General features: G+C 39.1%; 13 protein-coding genes and 1 pseudogene. 13 read left to right on the top strand and 1 reads right to left on the bottom strand.

Annotated features, from left to right (window positions below; translation table 11 throughout):
- Positions 1–115: 115 nt before the first annotated feature.
- The 6 genes and pseudogenes from AB7942_RS10950 to AB7942_RS10925 form a co-directional block, all read left to right on the top strand.
- Positions 116–564, top strand: a pseudogene (locus tag AB7942_RS10950) (cytosine permease); the annotation flags it as partial.
- A 43-nt stretch (positions 565–607) separates the two neighbouring features.
- Entirely contained in the window at positions 608–826 is a 219-nt protein-coding gene (locus AB7942_RS10945; protein ID WP_088087879.1) for a hypothetical protein, read from the top strand.
- Between the two features lie 38 nt (positions 827–864).
- Entirely contained in the window at positions 865–1,098 is a 234-nt protein-coding gene (locus AB7942_RS10940; protein WP_168243998.1) for a hypothetical protein, read from the top strand.
- Positions 1,099–1,181: 83 nt separating this feature from the next.
- Complete coding sequence (locus AB7942_RS10935) at positions 1,182–2,810, top strand: PucR family transcriptional regulator (protein WP_369446954.1); 1,629 nt, start codon at positions 1,182–1,184, stop codon at positions 2,808–2,810.
- A 158-nt stretch (positions 2,811–2,968) separates the two neighbouring features.
- On the top strand, positions 2,969–4,435 hold the full coding sequence (locus AB7942_RS10930; RefSeq protein WP_369446870.1) for a CoA-acylating methylmalonate-semialdehyde dehydrogenase: 1,467 nt from the start codon (positions 2,969–2,971) through the stop codon (positions 4,433–4,435).
- A 60-nt stretch (positions 4,436–4,495) separates the two neighbouring features.
- Positions 4,496–5,851 carry an aspartate aminotransferase family protein gene (locus AB7942_RS10925; protein ID WP_369446869.1) on the top strand — a complete coding sequence of 452 codons (1,356 nt, stop codon included), beginning with the start codon at positions 4,496–4,498 and terminating at the stop codon, positions 5,849–5,851.
- Between the two features lie 61 nt (positions 5,852–5,912).
- Here the strand turns inward: AB7942_RS10925 and AB7942_RS10920 are convergent, their stop codons facing one another.
- Positions 5,913–6,818 carry a hypothetical protein gene (locus tag AB7942_RS10920; RefSeq protein WP_369446868.1) on the bottom strand — a complete coding sequence of 302 codons (906 nt, stop codon included), beginning with the start codon at positions 6,816–6,818 and terminating at the stop codon, positions 5,913–5,915.
- Positions 6,819–6,925: 107 nt separating this feature from the next.
- On the opposite strand from AB7942_RS10920, the gene AB7942_RS10915 reads away from it, so the two are divergent.
- From AB7942_RS10915 to AB7942_RS10885, 7 genes are all read left to right on the top strand, one after another.
- Positions 6,926–9,169, top strand: a complete 2,244-nt coding sequence (locus AB7942_RS10915; protein WP_369446867.1) for an AAA domain-containing protein — start codon at positions 6,926–6,928, stop codon at positions 9,167–9,169.
- Between the two features lie 160 nt (positions 9,170–9,329).
- Positions 9,330–10,127, top strand: a complete 798-nt coding sequence (locus tag AB7942_RS10910; RefSeq protein ID WP_369446866.1) for a hypothetical protein — start codon at positions 9,330–9,332, stop codon at positions 10,125–10,127.
- Between the two features lie 26 nt (positions 10,128–10,153).
- Positions 10,154–11,002, top strand: coding sequence for a DUF3307 domain-containing protein (locus AB7942_RS10905; RefSeq protein ID WP_369446865.1), 849 nt, complete (start codon positions 10,154–10,156; stop codon positions 11,000–11,002).
- 196 nt (positions 11,003–11,198) lie between these two features.
- Entirely contained in the window at positions 11,199–11,804 is a 606-nt protein-coding gene (locus AB7942_RS10900; RefSeq protein WP_369446864.1) for an alpha/beta hydrolase, read from the top strand.
- Between the two features lie 347 nt (positions 11,805–12,151).
- Entirely contained in the window at positions 12,152–13,264 is a 1,113-nt protein-coding gene (proB, locus tag AB7942_RS10895) for a glutamate 5-kinase (RefSeq protein ID WP_088090457.1), read from the top strand.
- Positions 13,265–13,270: 6 nt separating this feature from the next.
- The gene (locus AB7942_RS10890; protein ID WP_369446863.1) at positions 13,271–14,512 is read left to right on the top strand and encodes a glutamate-5-semialdehyde dehydrogenase; all 1,242 of its coding nucleotides are present in this window, start codon (positions 13,271–13,273) and stop codon (positions 14,510–14,512) included.
- A 163-nt stretch (positions 14,513–14,675) separates the two neighbouring features.
- Positions 14,676–16,982, top strand: a complete 2,307-nt coding sequence (locus AB7942_RS10885; RefSeq protein WP_369446862.1) for an ATP-dependent DNA helicase — start codon at positions 14,676–14,678, stop codon at positions 16,980–16,982.
- The last annotated feature ends 66 nt before the right edge of the window (positions 16,983–17,048 follow it).

The raw sequence follows: 17,048 nt of genomic DNA, 5'->3' as shown, positions 1-17,048 counted from the left end.
CTAATTATCTTAGCTTCACTTAAACACTAATCGAACTACTCCTATCTGCAATTGCTCAGATTTGCTGAGCAATTGCTTGATTAATTGTATGTTGACGGTTTGTTGAATTTGTCAGGCAACAGCTGCGGGCAGAGAGGTCTGGAGTTGGGTCTAGTCCCCTGTAACCGGCGGCGCTGCTTTTTCAGCCTTTTTAGTTGTTATTTTTAGTAATATGGGTTTTTGGGCGACATTAAGTGCAGATATTCCCACTATTTCACGCTTCTTCAAGGCACCAAAAAATGAAAAGAACTAGTTTAAGCGAAATAGAACTTCTTTAATGGGGAACCTTGTCGCAATGCCACTTACACAAACATTTATGATTGTCATTGGTGCGATTTCCTATATTGCCGTATTAAACGCTGATCCAGTGGTCGCACTCAAAAGGCAGCAAGCGGCTTTATCCTTGCTATATTACTGTTAATGATTGTCCTAGCCCAGTGGTCGACCATTACGGCAGCAAATGTTGTGCCAGCAGCAACCATTTTTTCAAACGTGGGCGGTCCGAAGTTCCCATTTTGGGCAGGGGGGATATAACAAATAGTTTATGAAATTAAAAGGGGGAGATTGGATGTCAGATTATCAGCAATTTCTAGATGAAAGAGACAAAATTGATTTCCTTATTCAGAAGGGCTATCGCATAAATGGTGTTAAAGAACATTTAAATGGGGCTACTGTGGAATTTTTACATCCCAAAGGAAATGTATTTGAAACACTTTTGATTGGAACAGCAAATGCACGAAAATATTTTACTAGTCTTTTATTGAAGCAGAATCACACAAGTTCGTGAGTGCTAAGTGTTAAAAGATAATAATAGGGGTGGGAAGGTTGGAATTCTATTTAAGATCGAAGGATAATGCGTACCCTTGTGTAGTCACGATAGACGAAGACAATGGACGTTATACGATACGAAAATCTGATTCTAGCGGTGAGTATTTCAACTCTCCTAAAGAATTAGTGGCCTGGATCATGGAAAATTGGCAGTCTGAAGACTTTCTAGATCGAAATGAATTTGAGTCAATGCTTAGTGAAATAAAAGTATACTTCCCGATAATACTCTAGATATTTAGTGAAAGGATTGGTTGCAGGACCAATCCTTTTTCACCTATTCAATCTGTTTTCACTTTTGCGAGGAGAGCCAAATGATGAAAGAACATTTTCAATTAACGGTGGCAGATATTTTAAATCGAAAGTATTTTGAAAATGCACGGGTTATCGCTGGGGAAGACGGTATTCATCGATTCGTCAAATGGGTTCATATCGTCGAGGTCACCAGTATTCGAAATCTTCTTAATGGAGATGAACTTATTCTAGCAACAGGCGTTGCCTGGAAAGATAATACCGATTTATTTGTTTCGATGATAATGGAATTTCTTGAAAACAATGCAGCTGGTTTATGTATTGAAATGGGGACATACATGACAGCCATCCCAGCGGAAGTCATAGATATTGCTAATGAACATCAATTTCCGATTATTATTTTTACACAGGAAGTTCCGTTTGTGAAAATTACTCAAGACATCCACTCAATCATTATTAATCAGCAATACCAGAAGATTTCAGATTTAGAGCATTACTCACAAAGCTTAAATAAACGACTTCTAACGATGGAGAGTTATGGTGATATTCTTCAATGCATTTTTTCTGCATTGGACTTACAAATTATTTTTCGCTTAAAGAATCTGGACTATGAATTTGTCCCGGAAATTAGTCAAACTGAACAAAAAAAACTAATGACCCAGCTTGAAGGGACCGAAATACAATCATGTGATCATATAGCGTCTGCCCCTATATTCTTGTTTGGTCAAGAATATGCAGAGTTATTTATTTATTCAGAGGATATCCCTATCAGTGAATACGATTTATTGATTTTGGATCGTACCGCAACAGCACTGGCCCAGCATTTATTAAGGGAAATGTATGTCGAAGAAAAAAAACGCGTCGAGGAGTTTGAGTGGCTTTACGGCTGGCTTGAGGGTGAACATTCACTCGAAAGCATTAGTGAATATTTTACCCAGAACGGGATTAAAACAAAAACGAATGAAGCAGTGGTCTTAATCACAAAGCTTATTCCTCTAAAAGAAAAAATAACCCAAGATGTTACCTATTTAAAGTTATTATTTCGCTCGGTATTTGAACAGAATGGCTTTACTGTGTTTCCTGTTGAAAAAAGGAATGAGCTTACATTCATTCTTGTAAATAATCGGATGAAAAAGAATGTAAAGGAACGGATTAAGAAGGCAATTGAATCCATTACCGAATCAGAGTTTATTAGAAAACAGTGCTCAGCAAAAATCTTGATTGCGGTAGGAAATTTTATTGGAAATTTAAATGAAGTACATAAAAGTTATCTCACAGCGAAGGAAACTCAGCGAATACAGCAAAAGATGACCAATAAAGCGACCTATTATTTTTATGAGGATCTGCATTTATATCGTCTTATTTCACAAATGAGTAAACACGTTAACCTAAAAGAGATTGCAGCAGAGTATTTACAGCCTGTTATTCAATATGATCAAAAATATAATGGCAAGCTGCTAGAGACATTAAAGGTCTATTTAGAATGTAATGGATCAAAACAAGAAGCCGCAAGCAAGCTTTTTATTGTCAGGCAAACCCTGTACCATCGCCTACAAAAGCTTGAAAACATTCTGGGAGAAGACTTTATGGAACATGAAAAACGAGTAGCTATCGAATTCATGCTACTTGTCCAAGATTACTTATCAGCTTCCCAACAAAATACAAGCAATACCAGTTTCAGAAAAACAGAATAAATGTCCAATTGACTATTCAAATCGTCAAAGAATTGGTTCGCCTCAATTAACATTTCGTCTAATGAAAGCATGGTTTAGATACGAGATAATGAGATTATAAGGCTATCAAGGTAGAAAATTCAAAGCACTATATATAAAAAATTTAGGAGGTTAGATATATGAGTGTAACTAAAAAAGATACGGCCATTTTAAAAAATTTCATTAACGGTGAATGGGTGAACTCGAACAGCGTCCAAACACTAGATGTACCCAATCCTGCTACGAATGAGCTGTTAACAAAGGTGCCTGTGTCAACGAAAGAGGATGTAAATCTAGCAGTGGCAGCGGCTAAGGCTGCATTTAAGGAGTGGAAGAATGTCCCGGTTCCAAAAAGAGCCAGAATTCTTTTTAAATACCACCATCTGTTAACTGAAAACCATAAAGAATTAGCAAGATTAATTGTGCTAGAAAATGGAAAGGCATACAAAGAAGCTTACGGTGAGGTTCAGCGCGGGATTGAGTGTGTTGAATTTGCATCAGGTGCTCCAACGTTAATGATGGGAGAAACGTTATCAGGTATTGCTGAAGATATTGATTCCGAAATGTTCCGTTACCCTGTAGGGGTTGTCGGCGGGATTACACCCTTTAACTTCCCGATGATGGTCCCGCTATGGATGTTCCCTCTAGCGATCGCTTGTGGTAATACGTTTGTGCTGAAGCCATCTGAACGCACACCAATATTAGCTAATAGATTAGCAGAGTTATTCATGGAAGCTGGTGCACCAAAAGGCGTGTTAAATGTGGTCCACGGTGCTCATGATGTTGTCAATGGCTTAATCGAGCATATGGACATTGCGGCCATTTCATTTGTTGGCTCACAACCTGTTGCAAAGTATGTTTATCAGCGAGCTGCTGCAGAAGGAAAGAGAGTTCAAGCCCTATCTGGAGCTAAAAATCATCATATTGTCATGCCTGATGCAGATATGGATAAGGCTGTCCAACATGTGATAACTTCTACGTTTGGAAGTGCGGGACAACGTTGTATGGCCTGCAGTGCAGTTGTTGTTGTCGGTGATAATGAGCCGTTTGTAGCTGCATTAAAGAAAAAGGCAGATGAACTAATCATTGGTAACGGAATGGATGATGAAGTGTTATTAACACCGATTATCCGGAGGGAACACCGTGAAAAAGTACTTGGCTTTATTGAAAAAGGCCTTGCGGAAGGCGCTGATTTGATTAGGGATGGACGCAGAGAAATGGATGAGCTCCCAGAAGGAAATTTCTTGGGACCTACTATTTTTGATCACGTCACACCTGAAATGACAATTGCCAAGGAGGAACTCTTTGCCCCGGTATTAAGTCTCCTACGTGCCAATGATTTAGACGAAGGGTTGGAATATATTCGAAAGTCCAGGTATGGCAACGGCGCAACCATCTATACGAACAATGCGAAAGCGATCCGTCAATTCCGTGAAGAAGCAGAAGCAGGTATGCTTGGCATTAATGTTGGCGTACCGGCAACAATGGCATTCTTCCCATTTTCGGGCTGGAAGGATTCCTTCTATGGTGACATGCATGTAAACGGGAAAGACGGCTTAAATTTCTATACGCGCAAAAAAATGATCACCTCTCGTTTTGACGGTTAAGCAAGTGGCAATATTACTTTTGGTGTCTGGCACCAATTTTTTGAAATGGAGGGAAGCACGATGGTTCAAACAAGTCGTCCACAGGAAACTTTATTGGAGCAGGATGATAAATATGTATGGCACTCAATGAAGCCTTATAACCCTAAAGCCACAATCGTTGCAGCCAAGGCTGAAGGGTCATGGGTGACTGATGCCGACGGGAAACGTTACTTAGATGCGATGGCAGGCCTTTGGTGTGTGAACGTCGGTTACGGCAGGACCGAGCTTGCCGAAGCGGCCTATGAACAACTGAAGGAAATGGCCTATTTTCCACTTTCACAAAGCCATGTTCCAGCAATTAAACTAGCAGAAAAGCTGAATCAGATGTTAGGTGATGAATATGTCATCTTTTTCTCAAACAGCGGCTCTGAGGCAAACGAAACCGCCTTTAAAATAGTAAGACAGTACCATCAGCAAAAGGGTGAACAAAATCGTTACAAAATTGTCTCCCGCTATCGAGCGTATCACGGGAATTCTATGGGGGCCTTGGCTGCCACCGGGCAAGCGCAAAGAAAATACAAGTACGAACCGCTTGCACCAGGTTTTATTCATGTCTCACCACCGGATTCCTACCGGGATGATACGAATGTAGGAGATCCGAAGGAATTGTCTTCCGTCAAAGAAATTGACCGGACCATGACATGGGAGTTAAGTGAAACAATTGCGGCAATGATTATGGAACCGATTATTACCGGAGGTGGTGTCCTCATTCCGCCCGATGGCTATATGAAAGCGGCAAAAGAGGTATGTGAAAAACACGGAGCACTGCTCATTGTCGATGAGGTTATTTGTGGCTTCGGCCGTACAGGAAAGCCATTCGGGTATATGAACTATGGCGTGAAGCCAGACATCATAACGATGGCAAAAGGGATTACCAGTGCGTACCTGCCCCTTTCCGCTACAGCTGTCCGTAAAGACATTTACGAAGCATTTAAAGGCACAGAGGAGTATGATTACTTCCGCCATGTCAATACGTTTGGAGGAAATCCAGCTGCTTGTGCGCTCGCCTTAAAAAATCTTGAAATTATGGAAAATGAAAAATTATTTGTTCGTTCCCGTGATTTAGGGGAGCAACTCTTAAATGATTTAAAGAATCTTTTACAAGACCATCCCCATGTTGGCGATGTCCGTGGAAAAGGGTTATTGATCGGAATTGAATTAGTAAAGGATAAGCGGACCAAGGAACCATTGGAGAATGACCTTGTCAATCAGGTTATCGTCAATTGTAAGCAGGAAGGAATAATCATCGGAAAAAATGGCGCAACAGTAGCAGGATATAACAATGTATTAACACTGGCACCGCCATTAACGATTAAGCAGGTAGATTTAACCTTCCTGATCAAAACACTTACTGAGTCACTTCAGAAAATTAGATAAAATTAAAAAAAGAACCCATGTATTTACAAATGTAAATTTCATGGGTTCTTTTTTTCAGAGGTTATCTATTTTTTCTCCTTCTAGGTCGAAACCGGAAATCGTCACTACTTTCATAATCGGTAAAGGTATTAACAACTGGGGCAGCATCCACAAAATTATTTTTCACTTTTTTAGGCATCACAGCCGCCACTTTAACCTCCTTAACTACATCAGCTACTATCACTTCAATATCCTGTTGCCGCTTTTTGTTCTTAGCATTTCCAGTTTCATCTTGGACACCTTCAACCTCAGTACTCAGAGTCTCAACATCAGTACTAAAAGTTTTAACGTCAGTACTTAGAATTTCACCATCAGTACTTAGAGTTTCATCATCAGTACTAAAAGTTTTTAATTCAGTATTAAAAGTTTTTAATTCAGTATTAAAAGTTTTTAATTCAGAACTATTAGTTCTAACTTCAGGTACTTCCTCTTTAATTTCATCCATTACTTCGATCACCTCAACCACCACTTCTTCATCGGCAACATTGTCCTCAATTTCATTACTTAATTCCGCTTCATCCTCAGTTACTTCAATCATTTCGTCATCTTCGATTAAAGGTTGTTGTTTTACTTTTATAATTTTTCCAAGTGCATTTGTCCTCTTAACAGCGATACCAATTATTTCATCAATTAGAGCAGTGAATTGATCAAAGTCCACATAATTTTCACCGCTAGTTTGGATGACTTTTAGAAAATCCTGATGAAATAGATTAAATTCTTGTTCGAACTGTTCGCGGTCCATTTCTCTAAAAGAAGTCCCTTTAATACGAATAAATCCATAAATTAATTTACTCACTACCTTAGAAACGGCTTGCAATTCCTCCTCACTTAAATCAGAATCATTCGTTAGATAATAATGGACATCCCGTAGGGTTTGATAATAACTCTTAAAATTCCGGCTTACTTGTAGAAAATCAAAATTACTCATAAGAAATATCCCTCCATATATATTTAATGTATAATATTCGGAAGCAGCGCAATGGTCTTTTTTATTTAAGATATGTGGGGAATATGCATATAGAAGGGATTATTTTTATGAAAGTGATAAATTTTATTAAAGAGTGGCAGCAGGCTCTTCAAAATGAAATATTCCATTTAAAAAAATTTGGCAGTAATAAATTTCAAGTTTCAAATGGCAGGTTGCTTTCAACGGAAGGTTCCTATACATACTACTTTGATACCGCTATTTCTATCCGTATACCGATTGGGTCTCAGGTTCGACTTGAATGGGGAAGCATGAAACTGAGTGGACGAGTCCTTTCTTCAGAAGGTAAAGGAGTGATGCTCTCCTTGGAGCAATCTTTCGGAGATTTAATCCCTGAAGCGCAGCTTTTTCACGATCCTTGGGAGCTGCTAGACCAGCTCATTGAACGTCTCGATGAGATGAAAAAAAATAAGCAAAAACGAATCAGAGTGAAACGGTTGATGGACCCTTCGATGCCTGCTAAGCATCCGGTTGAAAAAAGTAAAAGCAATGTTCATGAGTTAGTTTTACGTTCCAAATACAACCCCGTTACCTTTGTTTGGGGCCCACCTGGAACAGGTAAAACCTATACCTTGGCTCGAGTAGCTGCTAATAAGTATTTTCAGGAAAAAAAAGTGTTGATTTTATCGCACAGTAACCAAGCGGTCGATGTTTTAATTAATGAGATATCGACCTTTATTAAAAAGAAAGACCGGTTCCGTGAAGGGGATGTTCTCCGCTATGGCTTCAATACTGGAGAGCAGCTCGTACATCATGAAGCGGTTACAACAAGCCAGCTCCTTCAGAAAGAAGACCCTCAGCTTGCGGAAGAGAAAGAAATGTTAATAGAGGAAAGACGGAAACTAAAACAGGATATCGCCCGTTCTTTCAGCAAAAGGGATACAAATCAATTGCTAGAGCTTGAGACCAAGATTGCCAGGGTCCTCGAAAAGATTCGCCAAAAGGAACTTGAATTTATCAAGGATGCGTTTATTGTCGGGACAACATTGGCTAAGGCAGCGGGTGATTCAGCCATCTATGAAAAAGAATTTGAGATTGTAATCCTTGATGAGGCCAGCATGGCTTATGTTCCTCAGGTGGCATTCGCTGCTTCACTCGGAAAGCGTGTCATTATTTGTGGCGATTTTAAACAATTACCACCAATTGCCTCCTCTCGAGATCCGTTAGTCACGATGTGGCTAAAAGAGGACATCTTCCACCGGGCAGGCGTTGTCGATTGGGTAAAGAATGGGATGCTTCATCCGCACTTATTTTTATTAAAAGAGCAACGGAGAATGCACCCGGATATTTCTGCGTTTACGAATCAGACTATTTATCATTCGCTTGTGGGGGATCATGAAAGTGTTCTAAAAAGTAGAAAAAGAATCGTCGACCTTGCCCCTTTTCCAGGAATGGCAGCGGTACTTCTTGATACAAGTCATCTTGGGGCACATTGCATGACAGAAAAGGGGTCAAATTCACGGTTGAATTTGTGGCAGGTATTATTGTCTTTTCAATTAATCCATGAATCCTACCAGGCTGGGTCAAAATCAATTGGATATGCCACACCATACCGCGCTCAAGCCAATTTAATGGAGCTGATTCTATCAGATTTATATGAACAAGAACTCTTAGCAGCCGATATTATTGCTGCGACCGTACACAGATTCCAGGGCAGTGAGCGTGATGTCATGGTTTTTGACACCGTTGACAGTGAGCCACAAACACGGGCTGGGATGCTTCTAACTGGCAAGGATAGTGAACGGTTGATCAATGTTGCGATCACAAGAACGAAGGGAAAGTTCATTCATGTCAGCAATCAATCCTTTATCCGGAAGCATGTATATAATCGAAAAACAATACGTCAGCTTGTAGAACATCAAGAAAGAAATCAGCAAACTATCGGGACAAAAGATATTGGAAAATGGATAAAGGATCAGCACCCAAGATTGCAATGGATCCATGCACTTAAGTTAGAGAAAGTATTCAGAGACATTGATTCTGCTAGATCATCGATCATTATTTCTTTACCAGAACAAACATTTCTTTCCGCACAATGGAAGGATAAGCTGAAAAATAGGAGCCATTCTGTAAAATTAACTGTCTTTTCAGGAGAGCCTTGGGCGGAGTTGCAACCAAATCAATTGTTGCACGAAAGCCTGTCGTTTCCATTTATCATGATTGATGAGCAGCTTTTGTGGTTAGGTTTACCGGTTGAAGCGGCAAAAGGAGTACAACCGCCTTATATTGCAGCCAGACTCAATTCAGAGAAGGTATGTGAGTATTTTATTGGACAGTTTCAGGCTCGGGAGTAGTTGTAATATAAGTTTAAGTGGAGGGGAGTCCCTCCACTTTTAAATAACCAGAATGATAATTTCACTAAATGAACTAATTTGTCTATAGTTTGACATAATAACCTAATTTAATTAAAATTAGATTATATAATCTAATTAATTTGGTTAAAGGGGATAAAAAATGAATTATCCTATATCAATTTTTATACTGGATGTAAGCAATTCCTCATCAGAAAAAATGGGGGAGGAACTCACCGTTTATTTGGATGAGTTAGTCGACAGGATTACTTGTTGGTCAAAGAATATTGGTCCTATTCAAATAAAGCATCGTGCTGGAGATGAAATTATTTTTGTTGGACCTGGTTATTCGACCGCTTATACGATTGCATTTTTTGTAAGCAGGATATGGAGATACAAGGATCATATGCCTTACTTTGGCTTGGCATTTGGTGATATTGAAAAGGAATTAAAGGAAGTAGATCTTGAAAAATGGATCCATCCATTAGTCAAACAGGCTAGATATGCAAATGATTTAATAAAACAAGAAAAGAACAGAACGCTATTTAAGTTTGAACTGGACCAGTTTTACCCAAGTGATATGAATAACTCGTTACCATATCACCAGTTCAGAAATGAATTTGAGACACTGATGAATACGTTATTAAATTTGCAGCTAAAATTTATTAGGAGTCAAACGGAAATTCAGGAGCTCGTATGTTCACTCTACCTTATTTTAAATCAGCAAAAGGCGATTGGAAAGCTTCTAGGGAGAACGGCCCCTACAATATCGAGCCATTTTAAAAAGGGAAATAGTGAAGAAATCCTAGATACTTTTTCAAAAATTATTAGTATACTGCATTCATTACAGGAAAAGACCTACCCTGAATGTACAAACAATCCACAACAGATAAATGAAAAATTAACTAAAAGCATCCGGAATGATTTGAAGGGAAGAATGAATACATTCATTGATTCTTAGATTCCAACATAGAGAGAGGAGAAACCATGTTATTTTTCTGTCTAGTTATTGCGCACTTAATTGCTGATTTTTATTTACAAACAGATGACATGGTCATTGAAAAACGAAAGAATTTACGAAAGCATATCGTTCACCATTTTTTAATGACTGCACTTGTCCTAATCAGTTTCTGGATTTTCAAGTTCAATGTTGAGAATGTCCTTAAAAACCTATTAATCCCCTTGATTGTTATCGTGCTGACGCATCTTTTGGTGGATTTTTTTAAGATTAAACTGTTTGAAAATATAAAATTGACTAACGAAGAAAACATGAAGCGGTTAGGTTTCTTCGTTCTAGATCAGTTACTGCATCTAGGAGTAATTATTTTAGCATGTCAGTTGTGTTTTGATTTTAAAATTGAGCGTTTTTTTCAGAAGCAATCGGACCTGAATTTTATTGATTCCGTCCTATTTATAGTCATCATTGTCATCTTAGCAACAAGTGTAAGCGGGCATATGATCAAAATTCTCCTAGGCTCCTTACCCAACCAGCTTTTAACCTTTGAGGGAAAATATACATTTAAAAATGAACGAAATGAAGCAGAGTTTGTACATAGGGGTAAAAACGGATTAACCGAGGTATACAATTATACTATATTTAGTAAGCATGAACTTTCGCGTGGCAAATTAATCGGCTATATTGAGAGATTACTAGTTTTATTGCTAACGTTTTATAGTGCCTATCCAGCAATAGGATTTATTGTCACTGCCAAATCGATTGCCCGGTTTAAACAAATGGATGACAGGGACTGGGCAGAATATTTTTTGCTGGGAACACTTTCCTCAATGTTTCTAGGAATCACACTTGGCATTTTGTTAAAAGTAGTAATTACGTAAGCATTGCGTGGGTGCTTTTTTATTATTTATCGGAAGGTTTCAAAAAATTTGACGGAAAAATCATTTAGCATTACTATTATCTCGTATTCGAGATAATTAAAAAAGTGATGAACATTTTAGGACGATTAGGAAATGGCCAAGTTTCTAACAATAACTGTAAGGAAACTTTTTAGATTGAGGAAGGGGACGTACCACGATGAAACATATTTTTCAAAAAGGGAAAGACGCAAGCAAACCAACATTTTTATTGCTGCATGGGACTGGCGGAACAGAATTAGATTTGATTCCTTTAGCAGGGAAAATTGATGAGGAGGCTTCTTTTCTAAGTGTGCGTGGAAATGTCCTTGAAAATGGGATGCGGCGTTTTTTCAGAAGATTAGCGGAGGGTATTTTTGATGAAGAGGATCTTATTTTTCGCACAAAAGAATTATATGAATTTCTAGAAGATGCAGCTAAAAAATATGAATTTGATCGAAACAATGTCATTGTGATTGGGTATTCAAATGGTGCAAATATTGCTGCCAGTTTGTTGTTTCATTATGAAGATGCATTAAAAGGAGCCATTCTCCATCATCCAATGGTTCCTTTAAGAGGGATTTCTTTGCCTGATTTATCAGGAACATCCGTATTTATTGGTGCTGGAACAAATGATCCTATTTGTTCACCATTGGAATCAGGTGAACTCGAAAAGATGTTGGAGCAGGCTCAGGCGAAGGTCCATCTTCATTGGGAGCATAATGGACATCAATTAACCTTTGATGAAGTTGAGGCAGCAGCGCAATGGTATAAAAAACTCATTTAAAAGAGCTAATCTATTTAGCTCTTTTTTCAATAATTTAAAATATTCTATTGACTTTTATCCGATTTCTAAGGATAATCAAAGAAATATAAATCGAAAACAGTTTGGGATTAGTAAATCTTTGGAACGTGATAGAGAGTGAAACCCGTTGGCTGAAAGGTTTCTCACGGAAAAAAGTCTGAACCTGCCCTCACACGCTGCTTATGCAAACATAAGCCGTCACCCTCGTTACGGGATTAAAGTGGGTGCATGGCATCAATAAAGGTGGTACCGCGGAAACGACTTTCCGTCCTTTTTTTAGGACAGAAGAGTCGTTTTTTTATTTTACAAAAAGAAAGGTTCGGAATGCGATGAAAAAACAGCTGGTGGTTGTAAAGATTGGGAGCAGCTCGCTCACGAATGCCTCAGGAACAATTTCTGAAGAGAAAATACGAGACCATGTAGAGGCACTTGCCTTTTTGAAAGAGCAAGGGCATGATGTTCTCCTTATTTCATCCGGAGCAGTTGCAGCAGGATTTGGCTCACTTGGATATCCATCTCGTCCAAAGACAGTTGCTGGGAAACAAGCGGCCGCAGCTGTGGGACAAGGGTTGTTGATGCAGAATTATATACAGTTATTTAAAGAGTTTGCAATAGTGCCAGCCCAAATCCTATTAACTCGTGAAGATTTTTACAGCCAGGTTCGGTTTCATAACCTCTTTAATACCATTCATGAGTTACTTCAAAAAGGTGTTTTACCAATCATTAATGAAAATGATTCGGTTGCGATTGAGGAATTGACTTTCGGTGACAATGATATGCTGTCAGCGCTCGTAAGTGGTTTTTTACATGCGAATGCATTGATTATTTTAACAGATGTAAATGGTTTATATGATGGCAATCCAAAATCATCGAAAGAGGCAAAAAAATATCATTTTATTCCTGAAATATCTGAAAAACTCCTCGGTGTTGCCGGAGAAAGTGGTTCTTCTGTTGGAACAGGTGGAATGAAATCAAAATTACTAGCATCAAAAAAAGCTCTTTCCCTTGGTGTCAGTGTCTTCGTCGGCACTGGTGCTGGAAAGGAAAAACTGGTTGATATTTTAACTGGTAAGGGTGATGGGACTTATATCGGCGGACCATTCCAGACGCAAATGCAAATGAGAAAACAATGGATTGCTTACCACTCTCAGGTCGGTGGTGTGATCGAAATTGATGATGGCGCGGAAAAGGCCGTTGTGTTCCAGGGTAAAAGTTTACTTCCAGTGGGTGTCACGAATGTCATTGGTGAGTTTAACGCCTTAGATGTGGTCGTTGTCCAGAATCAAAAAGGCAAAATTGTCGGGAAAGGCCAAATTTATTATTCTTCTAAGAATTTACTAAAAGTAAAAGGCTTGCCAAGTGAACAATCGAAGGATTATTCCATTAATAAAAAAGCAGAAGTCATTCATCGTGACAATTGGGTCACAATGCCAAAGGAGTGAAACGGAATGAGTGAGTTGTTAGAAAAAGCCAGTAAATTAAAGAAAGCTGCTAAACAATTGGGAATGCTGTCAGCGGAAGAAAAAAACAATGCGTTATTGATGATGGCTGACCATTTATTAACTGAAAAAGAATGGTTAATTTCTGAAAATGCCAAGGATATTGAAGCGGGAAAAGAAAATGGATTTTCACCGTCCCTTTTGGATCGACTTATGTTAACAGAAGAAAGAATCGAGCAGATCGTGGATGGAGTTCGCCAGTTAATTGATTTGAAGGATCCAATTGGTGAAATAATCGAAGCATGGGACCGTCCGAATGGTTTACAAATAGAGATGATCCGTGTCCCGCTCGGGGTGGTTGGAATGGTGTATGAAGCACGCCCCAATGTTACCGTTGATGCGGGAAGTCTTTGCTTAAAAGCTGGAAATGCAGTTCTTTTAAGAGGGAGCTCTTCCGCCATTCATTCAAATAAGGCACTTGTCCATGTAATGCGCAAGGCACTTTCAGAAACGGCAATACCTGTCGATGCCGTTCAACTATTGGAGGACACGAGCCGTGAAACAGCTTCAGAAATGTTTAAATTGAATCAATACCTAGATGTTCTCATACCACGCGGCGGAGCGGGGTTAATTCAATCAGTGATCCAAAACGCTACGGTTCCAGTTTTGGAGACGGGTGTAGGCAACTGTCATGTTTTCATTGATGAAACAGCAAATGAAACGATGGCAATAGATATTGCAATTAATGCAAAATTGCACCGTCCATCTGTTTGTAATGCAGCCGAAACCGTAATTATTCACAAAAAGTGGCCTTTTGCAGCTGAATTATTAAGTTCGCTTCATGACCATGGGGTGGAGTTGCGTGGAGATGAAGAATTAGCTTCCGCCTATTCATTTGTAAAACAAGCAACAGAAGAAGATTGGTGCTCAGAATTTTTAGCACCAATTTTGGCGGTAAAACTGGTAAGTGATGTGAAGGAAGCAATTGACCATATCGATCAATATGGAACAAAACATTCTGAGGCAATTATCAGTGAAAATCCAGAAAATGTTGGTTTGTTTTTTCAGGCAGTGGATGCAGCAGTGTTATACCATAATGCATCGACTCGGTTCACAGATGGTGAGCAGTTTGGATATGGGGCAGAAATTGGAATAAGCACACAAAAGCTTCATGCTCGTGGACCAATGGGGCTACGTGCACTCACAACGACAAAAGCGATTGTCCGTGGCACTGGACAAATTCGGTCATAATCATTTCAAGAAAAGAACAAGTAAGGAGGCTGGTTAGTCCTTACTTGTTTTTTATTTGACTTGTCTTTCGTTTGATGCTGTCAGATGGTTATGAAAATATGGTATAATTTAAAGTAGCAAACATATATTCTCATGATTGATTTTCTAGTAAGTTGGTGGGCCAATGTCAGAGGCTATTCATATATCGGTAAGAACGCTCGTTGAACATGTTTTCAAGAGCGGCAGTATTGATTCACGTTTCCGCTCTCAATCGACGCTTCTGGATGGGACAAGGATTCATCAAAAAATTCAAAAAACGTATCAAGAAGCTGATCAAAAAGAAGTGTATTTCCGTGCGGAAGTCCCATTTGAAGAGCTTTCCTTCATTATTGATGGCAGGTGTGATGGGTTATTGTTTCGTGGGGATGAAGTGATCATCGAGGAAATCAAATCATTTTCCCAGATGTCAGAGCATATACAAAATGGAGGGTATCCTGTGCACTGGGCGCAGGCAAAGATGTATGCCTATATGTATGCCAAGGACAAGGTGTTAGAGGAAATCTTTGTCCAACTTACCTATGTCCATGTTGAAACAGAAGTGAAAACATATTATAAAAAGAAGTGTCAGATTTCAGAACTAGAAGCATTTGTTGGAATGATAATTGAAGACTATGCCCCATACGCTAAGCTGCTGCATGAGCATCGGGAAAAACGAAATGGAAGCTGTAATGAGCTAGCCTTCCCATTTGATTCCTATCGCGAGGGACAGCGGAAATTAGCTGGGGTGGTTTATAAGACGATTTTAGATGAAAAAAATCTGTTCGCTAAAGCGCCAACCGGAATCGGCAAGACGATATCGACACTGTTTCCATCAGTAAAGGCAATCGGGGAGGGGCTTCTGAATCGAGTTTTCTACCTTACGGCTAAAACGATTACCCGTACAACTGCCGAAGAGGCGTTTAAAAAAATGCGCTCTTCAGGTCTTTGTATCAACACGCTGACCATTACGGCAAAGGACAAGGTTTGTTTTAAAGAGGAAACTGTTTGCCAAAAGGATTATTGTGAATTTGCAAATGGCTATTATGATCGGATCAATGACGCAATTCATGATATTCTAACAAATGAAACCGGCATGACCCGTGAAGTAATTGAAATATATGCAAGAAAACATACGGTCTGTCCATTTGAATTTTCGATTGACCTTGCCTATACAGTGGACTGTATCATCTGTGACTACAATTATATTTTCGACCCGCGGGTATCGCTAAAACGTCTGTTTGAAGAGCAAAAAAAACATACCGCACTCCTAGTCGATGAGGCACATAATCTAGTGGACCGGGGGCGTGAGATGTTTTCAGCAACCTTAAACAAAGAATTATTTCTCCAATTGAAAAAGGATTTTAAAGGTGTCAATAAAGTAATATATGAGGCTGCAACCAAGCTAAATGCTTGGTTTATTTCCCTCAAAAAAGAAAATCTAGATAAATATGAATTCACCATTGATCATTTGGATGAAGAATTAATTGAACAACTGATTCAATTTGTAGAAAGCGCAGAACAGTTTCTTCAAACAGAAACGTCCCAAACTCTTTTGGAAGCATACTTTGTGGTAAATAATTTTTTTAAAATTACCGAGTTGCTTGATGAACATTATGTCGTTTATGCCGAAAAAATTAAAAACGATTTACACGTGAAGCTTTTTTGCATTGATCCTTCAAAGCTTCTTAGACAAATGGGGAAGGGCTATCGATCAAAATTATTCTTTTCGGCCACATTGTCACCTTTATCCTATTATCAAGAAATCCTTGGTGGGCAGGACGATGCTTATGCAATATCCATCCCTTCACCATTTTCAAGCGACCAAGTCGACGTCTTTATCAATCCATTATCTACTCGTTACCGAGACCGGGAACAGACAAAGCGTTCAATTGTATCTTCAATCCAAGCCTTGATTAAAAACCGGCCTGGGAATTATTTCATCTTTTTCCCATCCTATCAGTATTTACTTACTGTTTATGATCAGTTCAAGCAACAAGACCAAGTAACCAATACGATCATCCAAGCATCAGGGATGACCGAAACTGAAAGGGAAGCTTTCTTGGCGGCATTTAAACCCAATCAAACAGAAACATTACTTGGCTTCGCTGTCCTCGGCGGTATTTTTTCGGAGGGTGTCGATTTAATTGGAGATCGTTTAAATGGGGTTGTCGTTGTAGGTGTAGGATTGCCGCAACTTTGTTTTGAGCGGAACCTCATTAAGGATCATTTTATTAAGAAAAACAAAAACGGTTATGACTATGCCTACGTATATCCTGGGATGAATAAAGTGCTGCAAGCAGGGGGAAGGTTGATTCGCTCGGAGGAGGACCACGGAACCATCGTATTGATTGATGACCGATTCCTGGAGCGGCAGTATCAAATGCTCATGCCGCTGGAATGGCAGGAGTATACAGTTGGTTCTCCACAAACACCTCTATTAAAAAGCAAATAAACCCTTATGGAAAATATCCATAAGGGCTTTTTTAGTTAAATTTTTGATAAAATCCTAGTTTCCAAC

The organism is Neobacillus sp. BF23-41 (genome assembly GCF_041106275.1).
This window is presented reverse-complemented; position numbering and strand designations above follow the sequence as displayed.

Bases quoted from the DNA above. Each gene is read 5' to 3' on its own strand.
- AB7942_RS10945 (WP_088087879.1), top strand. From the start codon at position 608: ATGTCAGATTATCAGCAATTTCTAGATGAAAGAGACAAAATTGATTTC.
- AB7942_RS10935 (WP_369446954.1), top strand. From the start codon at position 1,182: ATGAAAGAACATTTTCAATTAACGGTGGCAGATATTTTAAATCGAAAG.
- AB7942_RS10930 (WP_369446870.1), top strand. From the start codon at position 2,969: ATGAGTGTAACTAAAAAAGATACGGCCATTTTAAAAAATTTCATTAAC.
- AB7942_RS10925 (WP_369446869.1), top strand. From the start codon at position 4,496: ATGGTTCAAACAAGTCGTCCACAGGAAACTTTATTGGAGCAGGATGAT.
- AB7942_RS10920 (WP_369446868.1), bottom strand. From the start codon at position 6,818: ATGAGTAATTTTGATTTTCTACAAGTAAGCCGGAATTTTAAGAGTTAT.
- AB7942_RS10915 (WP_369446867.1), top strand. From the start codon at position 6,926: ATGAAAGTGATAAATTTTATTAAAGAGTGGCAGCAGGCTCTTCAAAAT.
- AB7942_RS10910 (WP_369446866.1), top strand. From the start codon at position 9,330: ATGAATTATCCTATATCAATTTTTATACTGGATGTAAGCAATTCCTCA.
- AB7942_RS10905 (WP_369446865.1), top strand. From the start codon at position 10,154: ATGTTATTTTTCTGTCTAGTTATTGCGCACTTAATTGCTGATTTTTAT.
- AB7942_RS10900 (WP_369446864.1), top strand. From the start codon at position 11,199: ATGAAACATATTTTTCAAAAAGGGAAAGACGCAAGCAAACCAACATTT.
- proB (WP_088090457.1), top strand. From the start codon at position 12,152: ATGAAAAAACAGCTGGTGGTTGTAAAGATTGGGAGCAGCTCGCTCACG.
- AB7942_RS10890 (WP_369446863.1), top strand. From the start codon at position 13,271: ATGAGTGAGTTGTTAGAAAAAGCCAGTAAATTAAAGAAAGCTGCTAAA.
- AB7942_RS10885 (WP_369446862.1), top strand. From the start codon at position 14,676: ATGTCAGAGGCTATTCATATATCGGTAAGAACGCTCGTTGAACATGTT.